The 16,875-nt window shown below is 66.1% G+C and carries 14 protein-coding genes; 5 read left to right on the top strand and 9 right to left on the bottom strand.

Annotated elements, in window-relative coordinates; translation table 11 throughout:
• Nucleotides 1–88: 88 nt before the first annotated feature.
• The 4 genes from E1742_RS01095 to E1742_RS26020 all read left to right on the top strand — a co-directional run bounded on the left by E1742_RS01095 (nucleotide 89) and on the right by E1742_RS26020 (nucleotide 5,713).
• Nucleotides 89–1,696, top strand: coding sequence for a glycosyl hydrolase family 18 protein (locus E1742_RS01095; RefSeq protein WP_134382954.1), 1,608 nt, complete (start codon nucleotides 89–91; stop codon nucleotides 1,694–1,696).
• A gap of 99 nt (nucleotides 1,697–1,795) precedes the next feature.
• Nucleotides 1,796–2,821, top strand: coding sequence for a cupin-like domain-containing protein (locus E1742_RS01090; RefSeq protein ID WP_134382952.1), 1,026 nt, complete (start codon nucleotides 1,796–1,798; stop codon nucleotides 2,819–2,821).
• 16 nt (nucleotides 2,822–2,837) lie between these two features.
• Nucleotides 2,838–5,174 (top strand): chitinase C-terminal domain-containing protein, encoded by a 2,337-nt coding sequence (locus E1742_RS01085; RefSeq protein ID WP_276528544.1) that lies wholly within the window; start codon nucleotides 2,838–2,840, stop codon nucleotides 5,172–5,174.
• 386 nt (nucleotides 5,175–5,560) lie between these two features.
• On the top strand, nucleotides 5,561–5,713 hold the full coding sequence (locus E1742_RS26020; protein WP_166793378.1) for a hypothetical protein: 153 nt from the start codon (nucleotides 5,561–5,563) through the stop codon (nucleotides 5,711–5,713).
• Nucleotides 5,714–5,766: 53 nt separating this feature from the next.
• Here the strand turns inward: E1742_RS26020 and E1742_RS01080 are convergent, their stop codons facing one another.
• From E1742_RS01080 to E1742_RS01045, 8 genes are all read right to left on the bottom strand, one after another.
• Nucleotides 5,767–6,978 carry an ISL3 family transposase gene (locus E1742_RS01080; protein WP_134382950.1) on the bottom strand — a complete coding sequence of 404 codons (1,212 nt, stop codon included), beginning with the start codon at nucleotides 6,976–6,978 and terminating at the stop codon, nucleotides 5,767–5,769.
• A gap of 142 nt (nucleotides 6,979–7,120) precedes the next feature.
• Nucleotides 7,121–8,479, bottom strand: a complete 1,359-nt coding sequence (locus E1742_RS01075; RefSeq protein ID WP_134382948.1) for a DUF3526 domain-containing protein — start codon at nucleotides 8,477–8,479, stop codon at nucleotides 7,121–7,123.
• Between the two features lie 14 nt (nucleotides 8,480–8,493).
• A complete protein-coding gene (locus E1742_RS01070; RefSeq protein WP_134382946.1) occupies nucleotides 8,494–9,966 on the bottom strand; it encodes a DUF3526 domain-containing protein in 1,473 nt (490 codons plus the stop codon).
• The gene (locus tag E1742_RS01065; RefSeq protein WP_134382944.1) at nucleotides 9,963–10,718 is read right to left on the bottom strand and encodes an ABC transporter ATP-binding protein; all 756 of its coding nucleotides are present in this window, start codon (nucleotides 10,716–10,718) and stop codon (nucleotides 9,963–9,965) included. The genes E1742_RS01070 and E1742_RS01065 overlap by 4 nt, the downstream gene beginning before the upstream one ends.
• A 12-nt stretch (nucleotides 10,719–10,730) precedes the next feature.
• Entirely contained in the window at nucleotides 10,731–11,075 is a 345-nt protein-coding gene (locus tag E1742_RS01060; RefSeq protein WP_134382942.1) for a hypothetical protein, read from the bottom strand.
• A 176-nt stretch (nucleotides 11,076–11,251) separates the two neighbouring features.
• On the bottom strand, nucleotides 11,252–11,590 hold the full coding sequence (locus E1742_RS01055; RefSeq protein WP_229466412.1) for a hypothetical protein: 339 nt from the start codon (nucleotides 11,588–11,590) through the stop codon (nucleotides 11,252–11,254).
• Nucleotides 11,591–11,803: 213 nt separating this feature from the next.
• Nucleotides 11,804–14,686, bottom strand: a complete 2,883-nt coding sequence (locus tag E1742_RS01050) for a TonB-dependent receptor (RefSeq protein ID WP_134382940.1) — start codon at nucleotides 14,684–14,686, stop codon at nucleotides 11,804–11,806.
• Nucleotides 14,687–14,869: 183 nt separating this feature from the next.
• A complete protein-coding gene (locus E1742_RS01045; protein ID WP_134382938.1) occupies nucleotides 14,870–15,082 on the bottom strand; it encodes a DUF7661 family protein in 213 nt (70 codons plus the stop codon).
• A 120-nt stretch (nucleotides 15,083–15,202) separates the two neighbouring features.
• Between E1742_RS01045 and E1742_RS01040 the strand changes: the two genes are divergently transcribed.
• Nucleotides 15,203–15,859, top strand: coding sequence for a zinc ribbon domain-containing protein (locus E1742_RS01040; RefSeq protein ID WP_134382936.1), 657 nt, complete (start codon nucleotides 15,203–15,205; stop codon nucleotides 15,857–15,859).
• 119 nt (nucleotides 15,860–15,978) lie between these two features.
• Here the strand turns inward: E1742_RS01040 and E1742_RS01035 are convergent, their stop codons facing one another.
• Complete coding sequence (locus tag E1742_RS01035; protein ID WP_166793377.1) at nucleotides 15,979–16,809, bottom strand: cyanophycinase; 831 nt, start codon at nucleotides 16,807–16,809, stop codon at nucleotides 15,979–15,981.
• Nucleotides 16,810–16,875: the final 66 nt, after the last annotated feature.

Below are 16,875 nucleotides of genomic sequence, written 5' to 3'. Positions count from 1 at the left end.
GGCATATATTAAAACCACTTGACTACCAATTTTTGCAGGCACATGCTGAATATGCGAACACCCGCGACCAATGACGATGGAGGAAAAGATGGAACATGCAATAACGAGAAGTGCTCTGGTGGCCGGCCTTGTCGGCAGCATGCTGAGCGCTTGCGGCGGCGGCAGTGGCGACTCTCCGTCGCCACAGGCCACCCGCCTGCTGGGCGCGGCAGTGGTGGCGGAAGAATGTCCCGCCTGGAGCAGCAGCGCCGTTTATACCAAGGACATGTGCGTCAGTTATAACGGGGCCGTCTATAAAGCCAAGTGGTGGACGCAGAATAACGTGCCGGGCGCCGAACAGTGGGGCCCGTGGGAGCTGCAGGCCGGAACGCCTACCCCGACGCCAACCCCGACTCCGACGCCGACGCCGACGCCGACGCCGACCCCAACCCCGAACGGCCGCGAAATCGGCTCCTACTTTGCCCAATGGGGCGTCTACGGCCGCGCCTACGAGGTCGCGGACATCCACACGACGAAAACGCCCGTCAACGGCGTGCAGACCAGCATCGCCGACCAGCTCACGTTCATCAACTACGCGTTCGGTAACGTCTACCAGAAAAACGGCGGCTATGAATGCGACATGGTCACCCGCGCCGAATCGGGCGACGGCACCGGCGGGGACGCCTATGCCGACTATCAGCGCTCGCCGGCGCGCACCGTCAACGGCCAGGCCGTGCCGTGGGACGCGCCCCTGTCGGGCAACTTCCTGCAACTCAAGCTGTTGAAGCAACAGCATCCGAACCTGAAGGTGTTCATCTCGCTGGGCGGCTGGAGCTGGTCGAAGTATTTCTCGGCGGCGGCAAAGACCGATGCGGGCCGCAAGCAGCTCGCCAGATCCTGCATCAAGATGTTCATCGCCGGCGACCTGCCCGTGCAGGACGGCCGCGGCGGGCCCGGTGCGGCCAAGGGGGTGTTCGACGGCATCGACATCGACTGGGAATACCCGGGCGGCGGCGGCATGGCTTACAACACGGTGGACCCGGCCGACAAGCAGAACTTCACGCTGCTGATGGCGGAGTTCCGCGCGCAGCTGGACGCCCAGGGCGCCATCGACGGCAAGCGCTATGCGCTGACGGCGGCCATCGGCGCCGGGACCGACAAGATCGCCAACACGGAACCGGCCAAGTACGCGCCGTACATGGACTGGGTCAACGTGATGACCTATGACTTCCACGGCGGGTGGGAAAGCACGACCAACTTCCACGCGGCGCTGTACCACGATCCGGCCGATCCATCGACCGGCGCCGTCGCCAAGTACAACGCCAACGACGCCATCACGGCGCTCGTCGCGGCGGGCATGCCGAAGAACAAGATCCTGCTGGGCGTGCCGTTCTACGGGCGCGGCTGGAAAGGCGTGCCGGCCACGAACAACGGCCTGTACCAGTCGGCCACCGGTCCCGCGCCAGGCGCGTACGAAGCGGGCATCGACGACTACAAGGTCCTTGCCAACAAGGCCGGCCAGCGCTGGTACCACCCGCAAACGAAGCAGCTGTACCTGTACACGACCACGGGTGAATGGTGGAGCTACGACGACCCGACCGTGATCGCGACAAAAATGCAGTACGTGCGCGACCAGGGGCTGCGCGGCGCGTTCTCGTGGGAGCTGGACGGTGACGCCAGCGGCGCCCTGACCAGCGCCGTCTGGAAGGGACGCTGATCCACCCGGGGTCGGTCCGGCAATCGGGCATCGGCAACGCCAGATGTCCGGATGCCGGGCCTGACCCCGGGCTTTGCCACCACGTATCTGGAGACTCCCATGAAACGACGTGCACCGGTGCAATCGATCGGCATCAACGACGACTGGCGCCGCTGGATCGCGGAAAACCTTGTGCTGGGCAGCCATCCCGATACGCTGGCCGGCATCCTCCGCGGCTCTGGCGTGCCGCCTGCGGTGGCCCGGGCCGAGATCGCGGCGGCCCTTGCCAGCCCTTACCTGCACGGCGCGCAGCGGCTGCACAACCGGCTGGCCAAGCGCGACTGGCTGCTGGACATCCAGGGCCGCCTGGACCGGATGGCACCCGCCGACATGACGACCGTCGTGCCGCGGCGCGAGCGGCTGTCCGGCGACGCGTTTCTGCGCGAGCACTACCTTGTCAACCGCCCCGTCATCGTCACCGGCATGCTCGACGACTGCGCGGCGCGGCGCTGGACGCTGGCCGGGCTGGCCGACCGTTTCGGCGCACGCGAGGTGGAAGTGCAGCGCGGCCGCGAGGCCGATCCGGCGTACGAAATGAACAGCATCGCCCACAAGGCGCGCATGCCGTTCGGCGCCTACGTCGACATGGTGCGCAGCGCCGGCCGCACCAACGATTTCTACATGACGGCCAATAACGACGGCAGCAACCGCGCCGCACTGGACGAGCTGTGGGACGAGATGCCTGCCCTGCCCGATTACCTGACAGACGAGCGCAAGGGCTTCTTCTGGCTGGGGCCCGCGGGCACCGTCACGCCGTTCCACCACGACCTCACCAACAATTTCATGATGCAGGTGATGGGCCGCAAACGGGTGCGCCTGATTGCGCCGTGCCAGACGCCGCGCCTGTACAACGAACGGCACTGCTTCACGCCCGTGGACGGCCGCGCCATCGACGTGCAGCGCTTCCCGGCAATGGCCGGCGTGCCGGTCGCCGAGTGCGAACTGGCCCCCGGCGAGATCCTGTTCCTGCCTGTCGGCTGGTGGCATTTCGTCGAGGCGCTGGACATTTCCATCACCGTATCAAGCACGCACTTCCGCTGGGATAACGACTTCTACAGCCATTACCCGACCCATCACGACTTCTAAGAAAACGGAGACACGCATGACCCTGAAAACGAACTTCCTGCTGCTTGCCCTGGTGGGCGGCGCCGTGGCCGGCTGCGGCGGCGGCACGGGCGGCGACGCCGGCCCGCAAGCCACGCAATTGCTGGCCGGCGCCACGGTGGCCGCCGAATGCGCCGAGTGGAGCGCCAGCGCCGTCTACACGCAGGGCGCGTGCGTGACGTATCAGGGCAAGACGTATGTCGCGCAGTGGTGGACCCAGAACAATGTGCCCGGCGCCGAGCAATGGGGCCCATGGCGCCTCGACGCCGCTACGCCGACGCCGACGCCGACGCCGACCCCGACCCCGACACCGACCCCGACACCGACGCCCACCCCGACACCCACGCCAACGCCGGTACCGAACGTCCCGTGCCGCCCGGACGGCCTGACGTCGCCCGTGCCCGATGTCCCGTACTGCACCGTCTACGATGCGGCCGGCCGCGAGAAGCTGGCCAACGGGCTGCAGCGGCGTATCGTCGGCTACTTTACCAGCTGGCGCACCGGCACGAATGGCGCGCCTTCCTACCTCGTGAACAACATCCCGTGGGACAAGGTCACGCACATCAACTATGCGTTCGCCACCGTCGACAGCGCCAACAAGGTCGCCATCGGCACGGGCGCGAACAACCCGGACACGGGCCTGACGTGGCCCGGCAATCCGGCCGCGGCAATGGACCCGAGCCTGCCGTACAAGGGCCACTTCAATCTGCTGGCCCAGTACAAGAAAAAGCATCCCGGCGTAAAGGTCATGCTGTCGGTCGGCGGCTGGGCCGGCAGCGGCGGCTTCTATACAGCCACTACCAATGCGGACGGCTCGCTGAACGCGGCCGGCATCGACACGCTGGCCGATTCGATGGTGGCCTTCCTGCGCCAGTACACGTTCTTCGACGGCATCGACATCGACTACGAACACCCGACCACGAACAACGAGGCCGGCAACCCGCTCGACTTCGGCGTCTCGAAGCCGCGCCTGGCGGGGCTGATGAAGAGCTATAACGAGCTGCTGAAGGTCGTGCGCCAGAAGCTCGACACTGCCGCGGTGGCAGACAAGCGCTACTACCTGCTGACGATCGCCGGCTCTGCCTCGGGCTGGATCCTGCGCGGCGAGGAAAATCTCTCAGGCCTGAAGTATCTGGACTATGCCAGCCTGATGTCGTATGACCTGCACGGCGGCTGGAACCAGTACGTGGGCCCGAACGCCGCCCTGTTCGACGACGGCAACGACGCCGAACTGAAAGCCGGCAACGCCTACCAGTACGGCGGCATCGGCTACCTGAACGTGGACTGGGCCTACCGCTACTACCGCGGCGCGCTGCAGGCGGGACGCATCAATATCGGCGTGCCGTACTACACGCGCGGCTGGAAGGACGTTACCGGCGGCACCAATGGCCTGTGGGGCACCAGCCCGACCGTCAACGATCCCGTCGCCTGTGCGGGCGTGAAAACGTGCGGCACGGGCGCGACCGGCATCGACAATGTCTGGCACGACCTGGACGTCAATGGCAAGCCGGTGCCGGGCGGCGGCAATCCGTTGTGGCACGCACTGAACCTGCAGAACGCCATCGTGCCGGATTACCTGGACGCCTACGGCATCACCGAGAAGACGCTGACGGGCACTTACACGGCCCACTACAGCGCCACCATGGCGGCGCCGTGGCTCTGGAACGCCACGCGCAAGGTGTTCCTGTCCACGGAAACGGCGCAGTCGATCGCGGCCAAGACGCAGTACGTCATCGCCAACGGCATCGGCGGCATCATGATCTGGGAGCTGGCCGGCGACTACGCATGGGATGCGGCGAAGAACGGCGGCAAGGGCGAATACTTCATGGGCTACACGCTGACGACCAATATCGCCAATGCGTTCAAGTCGGCCTCGCCGTACGGCGCGGTACGGGCCGAGACACCGATGCCGGCAACGAGCGCGAAGGTGTCGATCGAGCTGGGCGGATGGAAGCTGGGCGATAGCAACTACCCGATCAATCCGGTCATGACGGTCACGAACCACAGCAGCGTGACGATTCCGGGCGGCTCTGTGGTGGAGTTCGACTATCCCGTCTCTGCGCCGGCCAATATGAGCGACCAGTCGGGCTATGGCCTGACCGTCATCAAGGCCGGCTACACGGGGCCGAACAATGTCGGCGGCTTCAAGGCGAACTTCAACCGTGCGCGCTTCACGATCCCCGCGTGGCAATCGGTCGCCCCGGGCGCATCGGTGGCGCTGACGCTGAACTACCAGCTGCCTGTCACGGGTCCGTCCGCCTACACGATTACCGTCAACGGCGTGAAGTATGCGCTGAGCGACGAGTATCCGGATCTGCCGGTGGCGTTGAAGTAAGGCACGGCGTCAGGCACATCGTCCGCGGCCGACGATGTGCCGGGACTGGCGCGTGTCACAGGGCGAGCGCCCTGTGACAGGCGCCTGTTCCAACGGGCATGTATCCGCCGGGCTGCCGCCGCCGTCAGGCAGCCGGTCCCAGCAGCACCGGGTTCGCCATCCGTCGCCGGTACGTAATGCAGGCGCCGGAATACCGGACATCACGGCGCCGAATAACTTGGCGGGTGGCTCATTCCGTTTCCGTGCATCAACTATAAGATTATCTGCGGCGGTTCTTCGCTCATTCACACGGAGCATACCCGACATCGAAACTCCTCATTGGACTTATAACTCCCTCGCTCGTAAACTACCACCATCGCAAGAGAAAACCATTGAGAGAGTCCATCATGTCCGCCACACCATTCCGCGTCGAAGACGCCCCCGCGATCGTTATCGCCGATGCCTGGAAACGTCTTGTCCCTGTGCTGAAGGCGCGCCTGCGCCGCCTGTTCGAAGTGTGGGGCGCGCCTTACGTCGACGGCCGCTTCCCGCCGGCATAAGCGTGACCTCGTCGTAAAAATGGGCGGCCACGATGGCCGCCCATTTTTTTGGTTCATCGCACTTTACCGGGGAACGCGTCCTTGATTTTCAGGAAGAAGTACGCGGAGTCGCGGAACCCATAGGCCATACGCTTGATCACTTTGATGCGGTTGTTGACGCCTTCGAGGGTAGATGAACTCATCGGGTAGATGGCTGAAGCGAGGATGCCCCGTCGGTATTTAGCCAGGCGTTTGGCAAATTGGATCAAGGGGGCGATCTGGCTGTCCAGGGCAAGCCTCAGCCAGGATTTCCAGCGGCGGGCACCTTCCCTGACTGTTGGCGCGTACCAGATTTCCTTCAGCTCGGTCTTCAGCAGATAGACCGTTGACAATGGCTTATTGGCAGCAAGCAGTTCTTCGAGCTTGATCGCCTGTTCACTTTTGAGGTTGTCACGGTTACGCAGCAAAAGCCAGCGACTGCGTTTGATGACCTGTCGGGCCTTAGGCTCTGCCCGCAGCGTATTGGCCTGATCGACCCGGACTCGATCAACGACTTCCCGGCCAAAGCGCGCCACAACATGAAACAAGTCGTAGACCACCTCGGCATTCGGGCATTGCGCCCGCACCTCGAGATCCATAGCGCTATTCATATCCATCGCGACGGCTTCAACCCGCTGGCAGCCTTCGGGCCCTAGCTTCTCGAAGAACGGCCGTATTGCTTCCCGGCTGTTGCCTTCCCCGACCCATAGCACTTTCATGCGTTCGGCATCGAGTGCGACGGTGGCATAGCGATGGCCCTTGTGCAAGGCGAATTCGTCCATGACCAGGCGCCGAACATCGTTCGCCGAGAAGTCGCCATGCAAGCGCTGCAGCCGCTGATGATCAATGTCCTTGATGGTATGCCAGTGCAGTCCCGTCAGCCGAGCCACATGCGCTATGGGCAGTAGCTGCGCCAAGGCCTCAACCCACACGCGAACACGATGTGTGATGCGTGCGCGCCGGTCAAGCCACGAGATATGCTCAGTGACGCGGGCATTGCAGTGATGGCAGTCCAGCCGCCGGATCGGCAAATCAAGCCATACCCGTCTGTCCAGGCAGTCGCGGTCGCGCACCTTGCGTCTGCGCCGCTCATGGACCAGCGAGCAGGGCCGCCGACATGCCCCGCACTGGGGCTCGCTTGCAGGGCACGTATCGAGAATGATCAGCAGGGCCCCGTCCTCAAGGTCTTCGACGGAACGAACAATATGGCCTTCCCAAAACGGGAGAGACGACATAGCATTGAGCATGGCGGTGGTTTGAAAGATTGACTTGTTTGGCGACTATCAATCTACCAACTTCAAACCTCCGCCGCCACCTCCTGCTTAGATCGTCAAGCCCGTCTTTCCCCGTATTCCGCGTAGAACCATTTTTTTTGCCGCTTTTCCCCGTCTACAGTGCCTGCACACGCCGCAGCCGGATGGCGCCGGCCGCCAGGCCTGCGGCCGCGAGGATGGCCAGCGCCGCCAACGCGGGCACCGCTACACCGCCACCCGGCGCAACGGCGCTGTAGACCGGCATGCGGGCAAACTCCGCCGGGCCGAACGGCCGGTCGTTGAAGATGTACGGGTAGTAGAAGCGCCGCAGCACCGTGTGGAACGCGGCGATGCGGTCCTGGTAGGCCAGTTGCCCCTGCAGGTCGGTATCGGCCAGGCGGTGCAGCAGTACCTGCACGGCGACCGACGGGAGCAGCCAGCCGCTATGCGCGGTCCAGTCTTCCCGCGCCGTCAGCGCCGCCCGATAGTCCCCCGCCTTGCCCGCCACCGCGTCGTCGCCCGCCTGGTGCATCGCGTAATACCATTTCCAGTGGAAGCGGCCCGTCACGGGCGTCGTCTCGCGCCATTCCGGATTGGTGCGGAAGAACTTCGCCATCGTCTCATCCTTCGGCAGGTCCCAGCCGTTATGCACTTCCTGGCGCTGCGCCAGCGACAGTTCGGCCCCTTTCGAAACGGGCACCGCGCGGCCGATGGCGCCATTGACAAATGTCGGCAGCACCAGCGTCAGCACCACAAACACGGCCAGCAGCACGGCGGCGCCGGCGGCGGACGTACGCACCAGCGCCGCCACCGCGGCGGCAATGCCGAACCAGAACGCCAGATACAACGCGGCGCCCAGGGCCACGAGCGCCGTCGCGGCCAGTCCTGCGCCGGCACTGACCGCGCCGGCCAGGAACGGCAGCAGCAGCGCCGCCAGGACAAGACCGAAGCGCAGCGCGATGCGGCGACGCCACAGCCGTGCGCCCGGCGCCGGCAGCGAGTTGACGAGGCGCAGCCGCCCTGCCTCGCGTTCGCCGGCCACCAGGTCGTGCATCAGCGCGATGACGAACAGCGGAGCCAGATACACCAGCACGAATGCGAAATCGAAGCGGCCGGCCGCGGCCAGCTCGGGGTTGATCGATTCCGATTCGTACAGCTGCGAGTGCAGTCCCAGCAGCCGCACGCGCAGTGCGTACGGCTGCACGTCGCGCTGGCCGAACGCGGCAAAGGCCAGCGGCGCCGGCGGATTGGCCGTCAGATGCGGCGTCGAATAGGCCGCGTAACCGGCTTCGCCGCCGTCGCGGTATTTCTGCGCCACGGCGTCCACGTCGTCGCGCTGCACGGCCGCGATGCGCGCCAGCGCGTCGCGCTGGATCGAGACGGCATGCAGGCCGCTCCACACCGCCAGTGCCGCCAGGAGCAGCAGCAGGACCAGGGCGCCGGCCGCCAGCCGCGAGTGCAGCGCCAGGCGCAGTTCAAGTTGTAATGTCTTCATGGATTCCTCTTTCGTTATCGAGCGGACGCGCCCTGCTCCAGCCGGCGCGCCAGCCACCACGCACCGCCGGCCAGCAGCGCCAGCCACAGGGCGAACACGGCCAGCGCAGGCCGCACGTGCTGTTCGACGACCGTCGGCAGGCCGACCGGCTCATGGACGAAACGCGGCAGGCGCTGGAAGAACGACTTGCTGATGCGCTGGTCGCGGTCGTTCTGGTAGCGCACTTCGTTGACATGCAGGGCATTGAGCGCCTGCACCATGCGGTAGCGGTAGGCTTCGCCCTCCAGCAGGAAGCGCTCGTGGCTGGCGCGGTCGGTCCCGGCCAGCGCGTTCGACAAGCGGCGCAGCGCCAGCACGGGGCTGACAAACTGCGCGGCCGCGACAATGGCCGCCTGCTCCTGCTGGCGTTCAAACTCCTCGTGCATATGGCGCACGAACAGTGCGCTCGTGAGCCGCTCGCCCTCCTCGATCACCAGGCCACCGTAGTTGACCGGCAGATCCTCGATGCGGCTGACGCCATATTTGGCCAGCACCTTGCGGCGAAACTCCTTGTAGTGCGGATCGTCCGGGTTATGGCTGTCGCCGAAGGCCGCCAGCTCCTTGTGGATCGCCACCTCGGTCTCGATGCGCGTGGGCCGCGGCACCTGCGCCGTCGCCACGTCCGGCATCACGCGCGGCAGCAGGATCACCGTGACGATCCAGGCGCCGACCAGCACCAGCAGCGCATCGCGGGCGCGCGGCGTCGCGGCCGACACCAGCACGGCGGCGAGCGCCCAGACGACGACGTAGACGACATAACCGCCCGCCATCCACGCCGCGTGCGGCCGCACCGACGGGTCGGCAATGCCGATCAGCGCCAGCGCCGCCAGCGCGGGAGCGACCAGCAGCAGCGCGACGGCGGCATGGCTGGCCAGCTTCCCCGCCAGCAGCGCGCTGCCCGGCAGGCCCTGCGCAATCAGCAGGCGCACCTGCCCGCGCTCCCGTTCCCTGGCCACGCTGCCGAACGCCAGGAAGACGATGACGAGCGGCGTCAACGTCTGCACCACAAACGCCGGCGTCAGCTGGCCGAAGCGCAGCAGTACGGACGACTGGCCCGCATCGCTGAAGTTGGCGCTGTTCTGGCGGTGCCCTTCCAGGAACAGCGTGTGGCCCGTGTACGGGTCGACGCCGAAGTCGAAGAACGCCAGGGGGCTGAGCGGACGAAAGATATAGTGGCCGTAGTGGACCACGCGGTGCGGATGCCGGTCCGGCTGGGAGTTCCATTGCTCGTCCGCTTCGTGCTGCAGATGGGCGCGCTCCGCCTCGACGGCGCGCATGCTCTCCCAGCTGACCAGCGTGGCCGCTACCGTCAGCACCAGCAGCAGCGTGCCGGCCGTGACGGCGACGGCGCTGCGCCGCAGGGCGCGCCACTCCTCGCGGCAGACGGCCCAGGCCACCCGCAGAAAATCGCCGCGTTGGCGCAGCGCCGGCTGAAACGTCGCGCTCATGCCGCCCTCCGCGTGCCGGCGTAGCGCGCATACAGCGCTTTCACGTCGAAGCGCCCCGGACCGTCGGCGGCCAGCTCCTGGACAATGCGTCCCGCGTCCAGGAAGCCGATGCGGTCCGCCACTTCGGCCGCGCCCAGCAGGTCGTGCGTGACCATGAACACGGTTACGCCCTGCGAGCGCAGATCCTGCAGCATGCGGTTGAATTCGCTGGTGGCCTGCGGGTCCAGGCCCGTCGTCGGCTCGTCCAGCAGCAGCACCGGCACGGCGCGCGCCAGCGCCAGCGCGATGGCCACTTTCTGGCGCATGCCCTTGGAATAGCCGGCCAGCCGGCGCGGCCACGCCTCGGACGCCAGGCCAACCGTCGTCAGCGCCGCCTCGATGGCGGCGCGATCCGGCGCGCCGCCGTTGCCGGCCAGGCGCAGGAAGTACTCGAGGTTTTCCAGCGCCGACAGGTGTTCGTACAGTGCCACGTTTTCCGGCACGTAGGCCAGCGCGGCGCGTGCCGCCAGCACGTCGGCGGCGACATCGATGCCGCACACCCGCACACGGCCCGACGCCAACGGGACGAAGCCGAGCAATGCATTGATGGTGGTCGATTTGCCTGCACCGTTCCCGCCCAGCAGCGCGTAGATTTCGCCGCGCCGCACCCGCAGGGACAGGCCCTGCAGCACGGCAGCGCTTTTATAGCGCACGGTAACGTCGCTCACTTCGAGCGCGCTGGTATTGACGCCGGTATCAAGTATATTTGTCATGATTTGCTCCTTTTAGAATTTGGCCTGCAGTCCCGGCACGGCGCTTCGGCGCGCGCCGGGCGCCACCCGGTTGGACTGGCAGGAACTGGTGTAGAAAGTGCGGTTGAAAGCGCTGTCGATGTCGAGCGACAGCCTGCCGCCGAAAGTGTTCTGGCGCGACATGACGCGCACGGCCTGCCGCAGCTCGCGCAGCGGCAGATCGGTCTTTGCCCCGGCGGCTTCATTGGCGTGGCAGGCGCCGGCGGCACGCCGGTCGACGACTTCGACGACATCGACCGATGCATCCCCGGCCCATGCGGGCGCGGTGGGGGCTGCCAGCAATGCACTGGCAACAGTAACGGGCGGATTGAATCTCATGATGCTTTATTCTGGTTGGCATGCGCGTTGCGCCGCCTCTCGACAGGAGAACGTGCGTGCGCGCGCCGGGGCGTGATGGTGACGTTGAAAGGGACGAGCCAGTTCCGGCCAGCGCGCAAAGGCGATGCTCAGCGACGCGGCATCAGGCGCAGGCAGGCCGCGCGTGGCGGCGCAGATCAGCGAAATTGAGGGAAGACGGCGGGTGGCGCCTGGCGCGCCGGAATGAGATAACTTGGAGCAGGAGTAAAGCAGTAAACGGGCAGCCGGGCCAGCACGTAGGCCACGGCCAGCAGGACCGCCATCAGCACAGGATTGACGGGCGGCAGATCGGCCAGCAGGTTGCCGGCAACGTGGCAGCTGACGCAATCGGTCTTGACGTCGGCCAGGTCGTGATGGTGCAGCGACGACAGCAGCACACCGACCGTAAACACGGCCATGCACAGCCAGACCAGCGCGCGGAAGGCGCGTGGCAGCTGGCGGGCTTTGGCGGTGGATTGTTCGGTGGTGACGTGCATTGCCGGTGTCGGGGTTGTATCGCTGGGGAGTATAGCACCGGGTGGGCCGTAAAACCAACCGTTAGTGGCAATGCCCGGGGACTGGCATATCGGGTGCCGGTCCCCGGCAAAGCCCAGGTCGGGACGGCGTCAGAACTTGTAGTTCAGCCCCAGCACGAACGAACGTCCCGAATGCACGTACAGCAGCGTGTCGTTGCGCCCCGTGTCGCGCCCTTAGCGCAGCGGCTCGTCCGTCACGTTCTGGCCCTCGAAGCTGACGCGCAGTTGCGGGCTCAGGTTGTACGACAGCGAAAAGTCGACGTTGGTCGAGGCGTCGACCGTCGTGTTGTCGTGCCCCAGCACGTCGCCCAGCACGGCCAGCAGATAGCTGGAGCGGTGCGCTGCGGACACGCGCGCGCTGAACTTCGGATCCTCGTAATACAAGGTGAGGTTGGCCGCGCGCGGCGACAGGCCCGTGAAGTTGTCCGTCACCGTCAGCTGCTCGTTCGCTGCTGTCGTCGGGTTGTCCACGCGCGTGATGTAGGTGATCTTCGACTTGACGTAGGTGTAGTTCGCCAGCAGGCCGAAGTTGCTCCATTTCCCCGGCAGGAAATTGAACGGCGCCTGCAGGTTCAATTCCAGCCCGTTCAGCGGCCCGCCTGGCGTATTGACCTTGCGGCTGACGACGACGTTGGTCGACGGCAGCGTCGGGCATCCCGGCGTGCCCGTCAGCGAGCAGCCGCCACTGAGCAGCAGCGCATCGGGCAGGCCCAGCGACGAATACACGGCGCGCTCCGAGACGGTCTGGATGAACGAGTCGATCTCCTTGCGGAACACGCCCACGGACACCATCGCGTTCCTGTCGTAGTACCACTCGGCCTGCAGGTCATACGTCTTCGCCCGGATCGGGTCCAGCTCCGCATTGCCGATCGTGACCGTCTGGGCGAACGGGGCCACGGTGGCCGATGGCGCCAGGTCCACGTACTCGGGCCGCGACAGCGTCTTGCCGGCCGAGAAGCGCAGGAACACGTCGCGCGGCAGCTGCGCCGTCAGGTTCAGCGCGGGGAGCCAGTCGCGATATTTTTTCGTGACGACGTTCGGCACCATGGCGCCGGCCGCATTGATCAGCGCCATCGACGTCGCTTCCGTCTCGGCGCCGCGCACGCCCACATTGCCGCGCCACACGATGCCGGCCAGGTCGTAGTTGAAGTCGACCATGCCGAACAGCGCGTCGATCTTCTCCTCCACCCGGCGGGTCGATTGTCCTAGGACGTTGTACTCGGAGCCCGGCACGGCGGAACAGTGACATTCGATGTCGTAGACGGCGCGCAGCTTGTCCAGGTCCACGGCGGCCCACGACGAGGGCACGCCGGCGCCGCCAAGCCCCGAGCCGAAGCCGCCAATCTGGCGCGTCAGGCTGGCCAGCGTGACACCGGCTGGCAGCGGCAGGCCGTTGCCGCCCGAGCCGATCTCGTGGTTGTCCCACGTGTTGGTGCGCCGCGATGCGCCCGCCTTTACCGTCAGGCGATCGTTCACTTCCCAGCTGCCATTGAGTTCCGTGGTCTTGAGCTTGTTGCGCGTGTTCAGGTAGCGGCCGACGAACTGGCCGTGCAGGGTGCCGTCGGCTTCCTGCGGCGCGAACGTGAAGTTGTCCGGATTGGCCACGTCGATGCCGAAGTTCAGCCGCGGCACGTTGCGGTTGTTGCGGAAGTCGAACTCGAAGCCGTTCACGTTTGGCGCGTCCAGTTGCACGGTGGCGCGCATCGGCTCATCGAGCTCGGAATCGGACGTCCCGTGCAGGAAGTTCACCTTCAGGCGGTCGCTGAACTTGTGGCCGCCCGAGAGCACGTGCTGTCTGAAGTTCGTCGTATAGACGTCCATCAGCCCTTCGGTGCGGATGTCGACGCCATTGAATTTGCCGTAGTCCCAGCTGCCGTTCTCGTCGAAGTGGGCGTCGACGATGGACGTCTGCGGCTTGCCGTTGGCCTGCGCCAGCGTACGGCCGAAGGAGATGGCGGAGATGTAGTTGTCGTAGCGCTTGTTGGAGAACTTGCCATACATGAGATCCAGGTTGACGTCCGTCGCGGGGCTGGGGCGCCACTGGAACGCGCTCGTGATCCCGGTGCGCTCGTAATCGGTCTGCGAGCGGCGGTAACGCGGGATGCGCGGGTGGTAGGCGCCCGAGCCGCCCGCTGGCGCAGCGATGGTGCCGCCATAGGTGTCGAGGCGCCCCATCACGTCGCTCCAGGCCGCGCCCGTGCCGCTGCGCGGTACGCCGAAGCCGCAGCTGGCGGCATCGATCCCTTTGACGGCATTGCTGGCGGGGTTCTGCACGCTTGCACCCAGCGGCGAGCAGAAGCCGCCGTCGGCGCTGGCCGACAGCAGTTCGGCGCCTTCGTAGCCCTCTTCCGTCGCGCGCCGTCTGGCGTAAGCGCCGGAGATCAGCGCGCCGAATTTGCCGTAGGCCGTTTCCCACCGGTCCGACAGCAGCGCCGTCATGCGCGGCTGCGTCTTGTCCGTCAGCGTGTTGTGGAACTCCTGCGCGCCCAGGCTGAAAGTGCGGCCCTTGAAGTCGAACGGGCGCGCCGTGCGCAGGTCGACGGTTGCGCCCAGCGAGCCCTCCTCCACGTCCGCCTGGGAGGTCTTGCGCACTTCCAGGCTGTTGAACAATTCGGAGGCGAAGACGGAAAAGTCGAAGCCGCGCGAGCGGTTGGTACTGCCGTTGATGTCGGACGAACCCGTGGCCGCGACGCCCTCGATGCCGTTGATGCGCACGCGCGTAAAGCCGGCGTTCAGGCCGCGCACGGTGATCTGCTTGCCCTCGCCGCCGTCGCCGCGCGCCAGCGCCACGCCGGGCACGCGCTGCAGCGACTCGGCCAGGTTCGCGTCGGGGAACTTCGCGATGTCTTCGGCCTTGATGACGTCGACGATGCCGTCCGAATTCCTTTTCGTGTTCAGAGCGCTGTTCAGGCTGGCGCGGAAGCCCGTCACGACGACAACGCTGGGATCGTTCGCCTTCGCCGCCGCCCCGTCCTGTGCCGCCGCCACGCCCGCCAGCGCCAGCGCGACCGCTGCCGGCAGCGCCTGTTTCACCCATGCTTGTTTGCTGTTTTTCATGCCTCATCCTTCTCGATAGGGATGCTCGTCTCCTGAGCGATCCGATCTTAGGACGGGACGTTTGTGCCGGGACGCGGAAGGGGCAATCACTCATCGGGTTGAGCCGTTGAGCACGGGATTGACGCGCAAAGGCGGCATTTGCCAGCCGCGCTGTGTGCTTTTTGCAACGTTATTGAAGGCGGATCAGCGTGCGACGACGTCGTCGTGGCCGGATCGTGCGTCTTCATGGAACAGGTCGCCCAGGTACTGGACCAGTTCGGCTTCCTCGACGTCAGCCGGGATGATGAACTCGCACGGCCGTCGCTTGCCATCGGTGCCAGGGTGCCACGCCAGCCAGACGCCGTTGCGCCGCTCAACGCCGATGGGCGTGCCGAATACGGAAAAGCGCAGGATCATCGCATGCTCCCCAGGAAAAGAACATGCTGCAAATGTACTACACGCAACCGTATGGCAACCACATGTCGTTGTCATTTCGCTATAATCGGGCGCTTTACATTCTGACCCGGGGCTCGCCACATGTCGGACGATTCTGCCTACAAGTTTTCCAATAACTACACCGACCTGAGCAATTCTTCCGGCGTCGATGCGGGCTTCCAGTTCGAGTTTTACTGCGAGCGCTGCAGCGACCGCTGGCGCACCACGTTCAAGCCTTACCGCAGTGCGCAGGCATCGGGCTGGCTGTCGAAGGGGGGCGGCATCTTCGTCGGCCTGCTGGGCAATGCCAGCTCGGTGCTGAACGGGCTGGCCGAGGCCGGCTGGCACTCGGCCCGCGACGGGGCATTCAAGGACGCCATCGCGGAAGGCAAGCAGCACTTCAACCGCTGCAGTGCGTGCCACGATTACGTCTGCGGTACCTGCTTCGACTCGGAACGGGGCCTGTGCTTCAACTGCGCGCCGAACGTCAGGGTGGCGATCACGCGCTCGCGCGCCCAGGGCGAGGTGCAGAGCGCTTCCGAGGTCGCGCACGATGAGGGCCGCTCGCGTGGCGTGCGCCACGACGTGCGCCAGGAGATGCAGCTGGTCTGTCCGCACTGCCGCGCCGAGACGCACGGCGCCAAGTTCTGCCCCGAGTGCGGCTTCAAGATGGCGCAGCAGATCCAGTGCCGCAGCTGTTCGACGAGCCTGGAACCGGGGACGAAATTCTGTACCGAGTGCGGCGAGCGGCAGGGCTAGAACGAATCCGGGACAGGCACGCCGAGACCGGTCGGCAGGTGCCGGTGATGACCCCATCGGCCCCTGGGCACGACGCTCCCTGCCGGTACCGGGATCCCGGCCTGCTGCTGCAGCGCCTTCTAACGCGGGAAGATGGGTTGCAGAACAGGCATCAGCACCGGGGGCAGCGTCTCGTAGGTGGTGCCGGACTGCAGCACGTGCACGCGCACGTCCAGCATGGTCGGCATGCCGCCCTCGTCGATTTCGGCCAGGTTCGACTGCATGTGGCGGCCGTCCACGATCGTCACGGCGCCGGCGCCGATGACTTCCACGGCCCCGTCGGGCGCCAGCAGCAGGCCCGTGTCTTCGTCGATGCCGATTCCCGTCAGCCCGGGGTCGGCCGCGACGAGCGTCAGCAGCCGGTTGATGCGGTGACGCTGCGAAAAATGCTGGTCCAGCACGCAGTGGGGAACCACGCCAAGTCCCGCGGCCATGCCGACGGCGCCCTTTTCCGGGCTGAATTCGGCGCGGCCGTCGGTGACCATGTGCACGCCCAGGGCCGACGCGCCGGCGCTGGTGCCGGCCAGGCAGGCGCCCCGCTCCAGCACCGCCGTCCGCAGTGCCTCGTGCAGCGGGGTGCCGCCGACATGGGCCATCAGCCGCTTCTGATCTCCGCCGGAAATGAAGATGCCGCGGGCCGCGCCCACGGCCGCCACGGTCGTCTCGTCCGCCGCGTTCGCGCGGTCGTCGACCCGGACATGGACACAGTGCCGTGCGCCGGCCTTCTCGAAACCGGCACGGTAGTCGCGCCAGACCTGTTGCGGGATCGTGCTGGCGGCGGTCAGGACGGCGATCGGCGCGTCCGGGCCGCCCGCCAGCTCGACGAAGCGGCCCAGTATGTCCGACCCTTCGCAGGGTGCTTCGGTGCCGCCGACGATGAGCAGCGGACCGCGCTTGGCAGGTCGAGTCAATGTTTCTCCTTTGTACGCCTCTAAGCACTTCCAGTGTTGGCAACCGAGTATCTGGGCTGCTCTCCC

The organism is Pseudoduganella plicata (assembly GCF_004421005.1).
Lineage (GTDB): Bacteria > Pseudomonadota > Gammaproteobacteria > Burkholderiales > Burkholderiaceae_D > Rugamonas > Rugamonas plicata.
The sequence above is the reverse complement of the archived record's forward strand: the minus strand, read 5'-3'. Positions and strand labels throughout refer to the sequence as shown.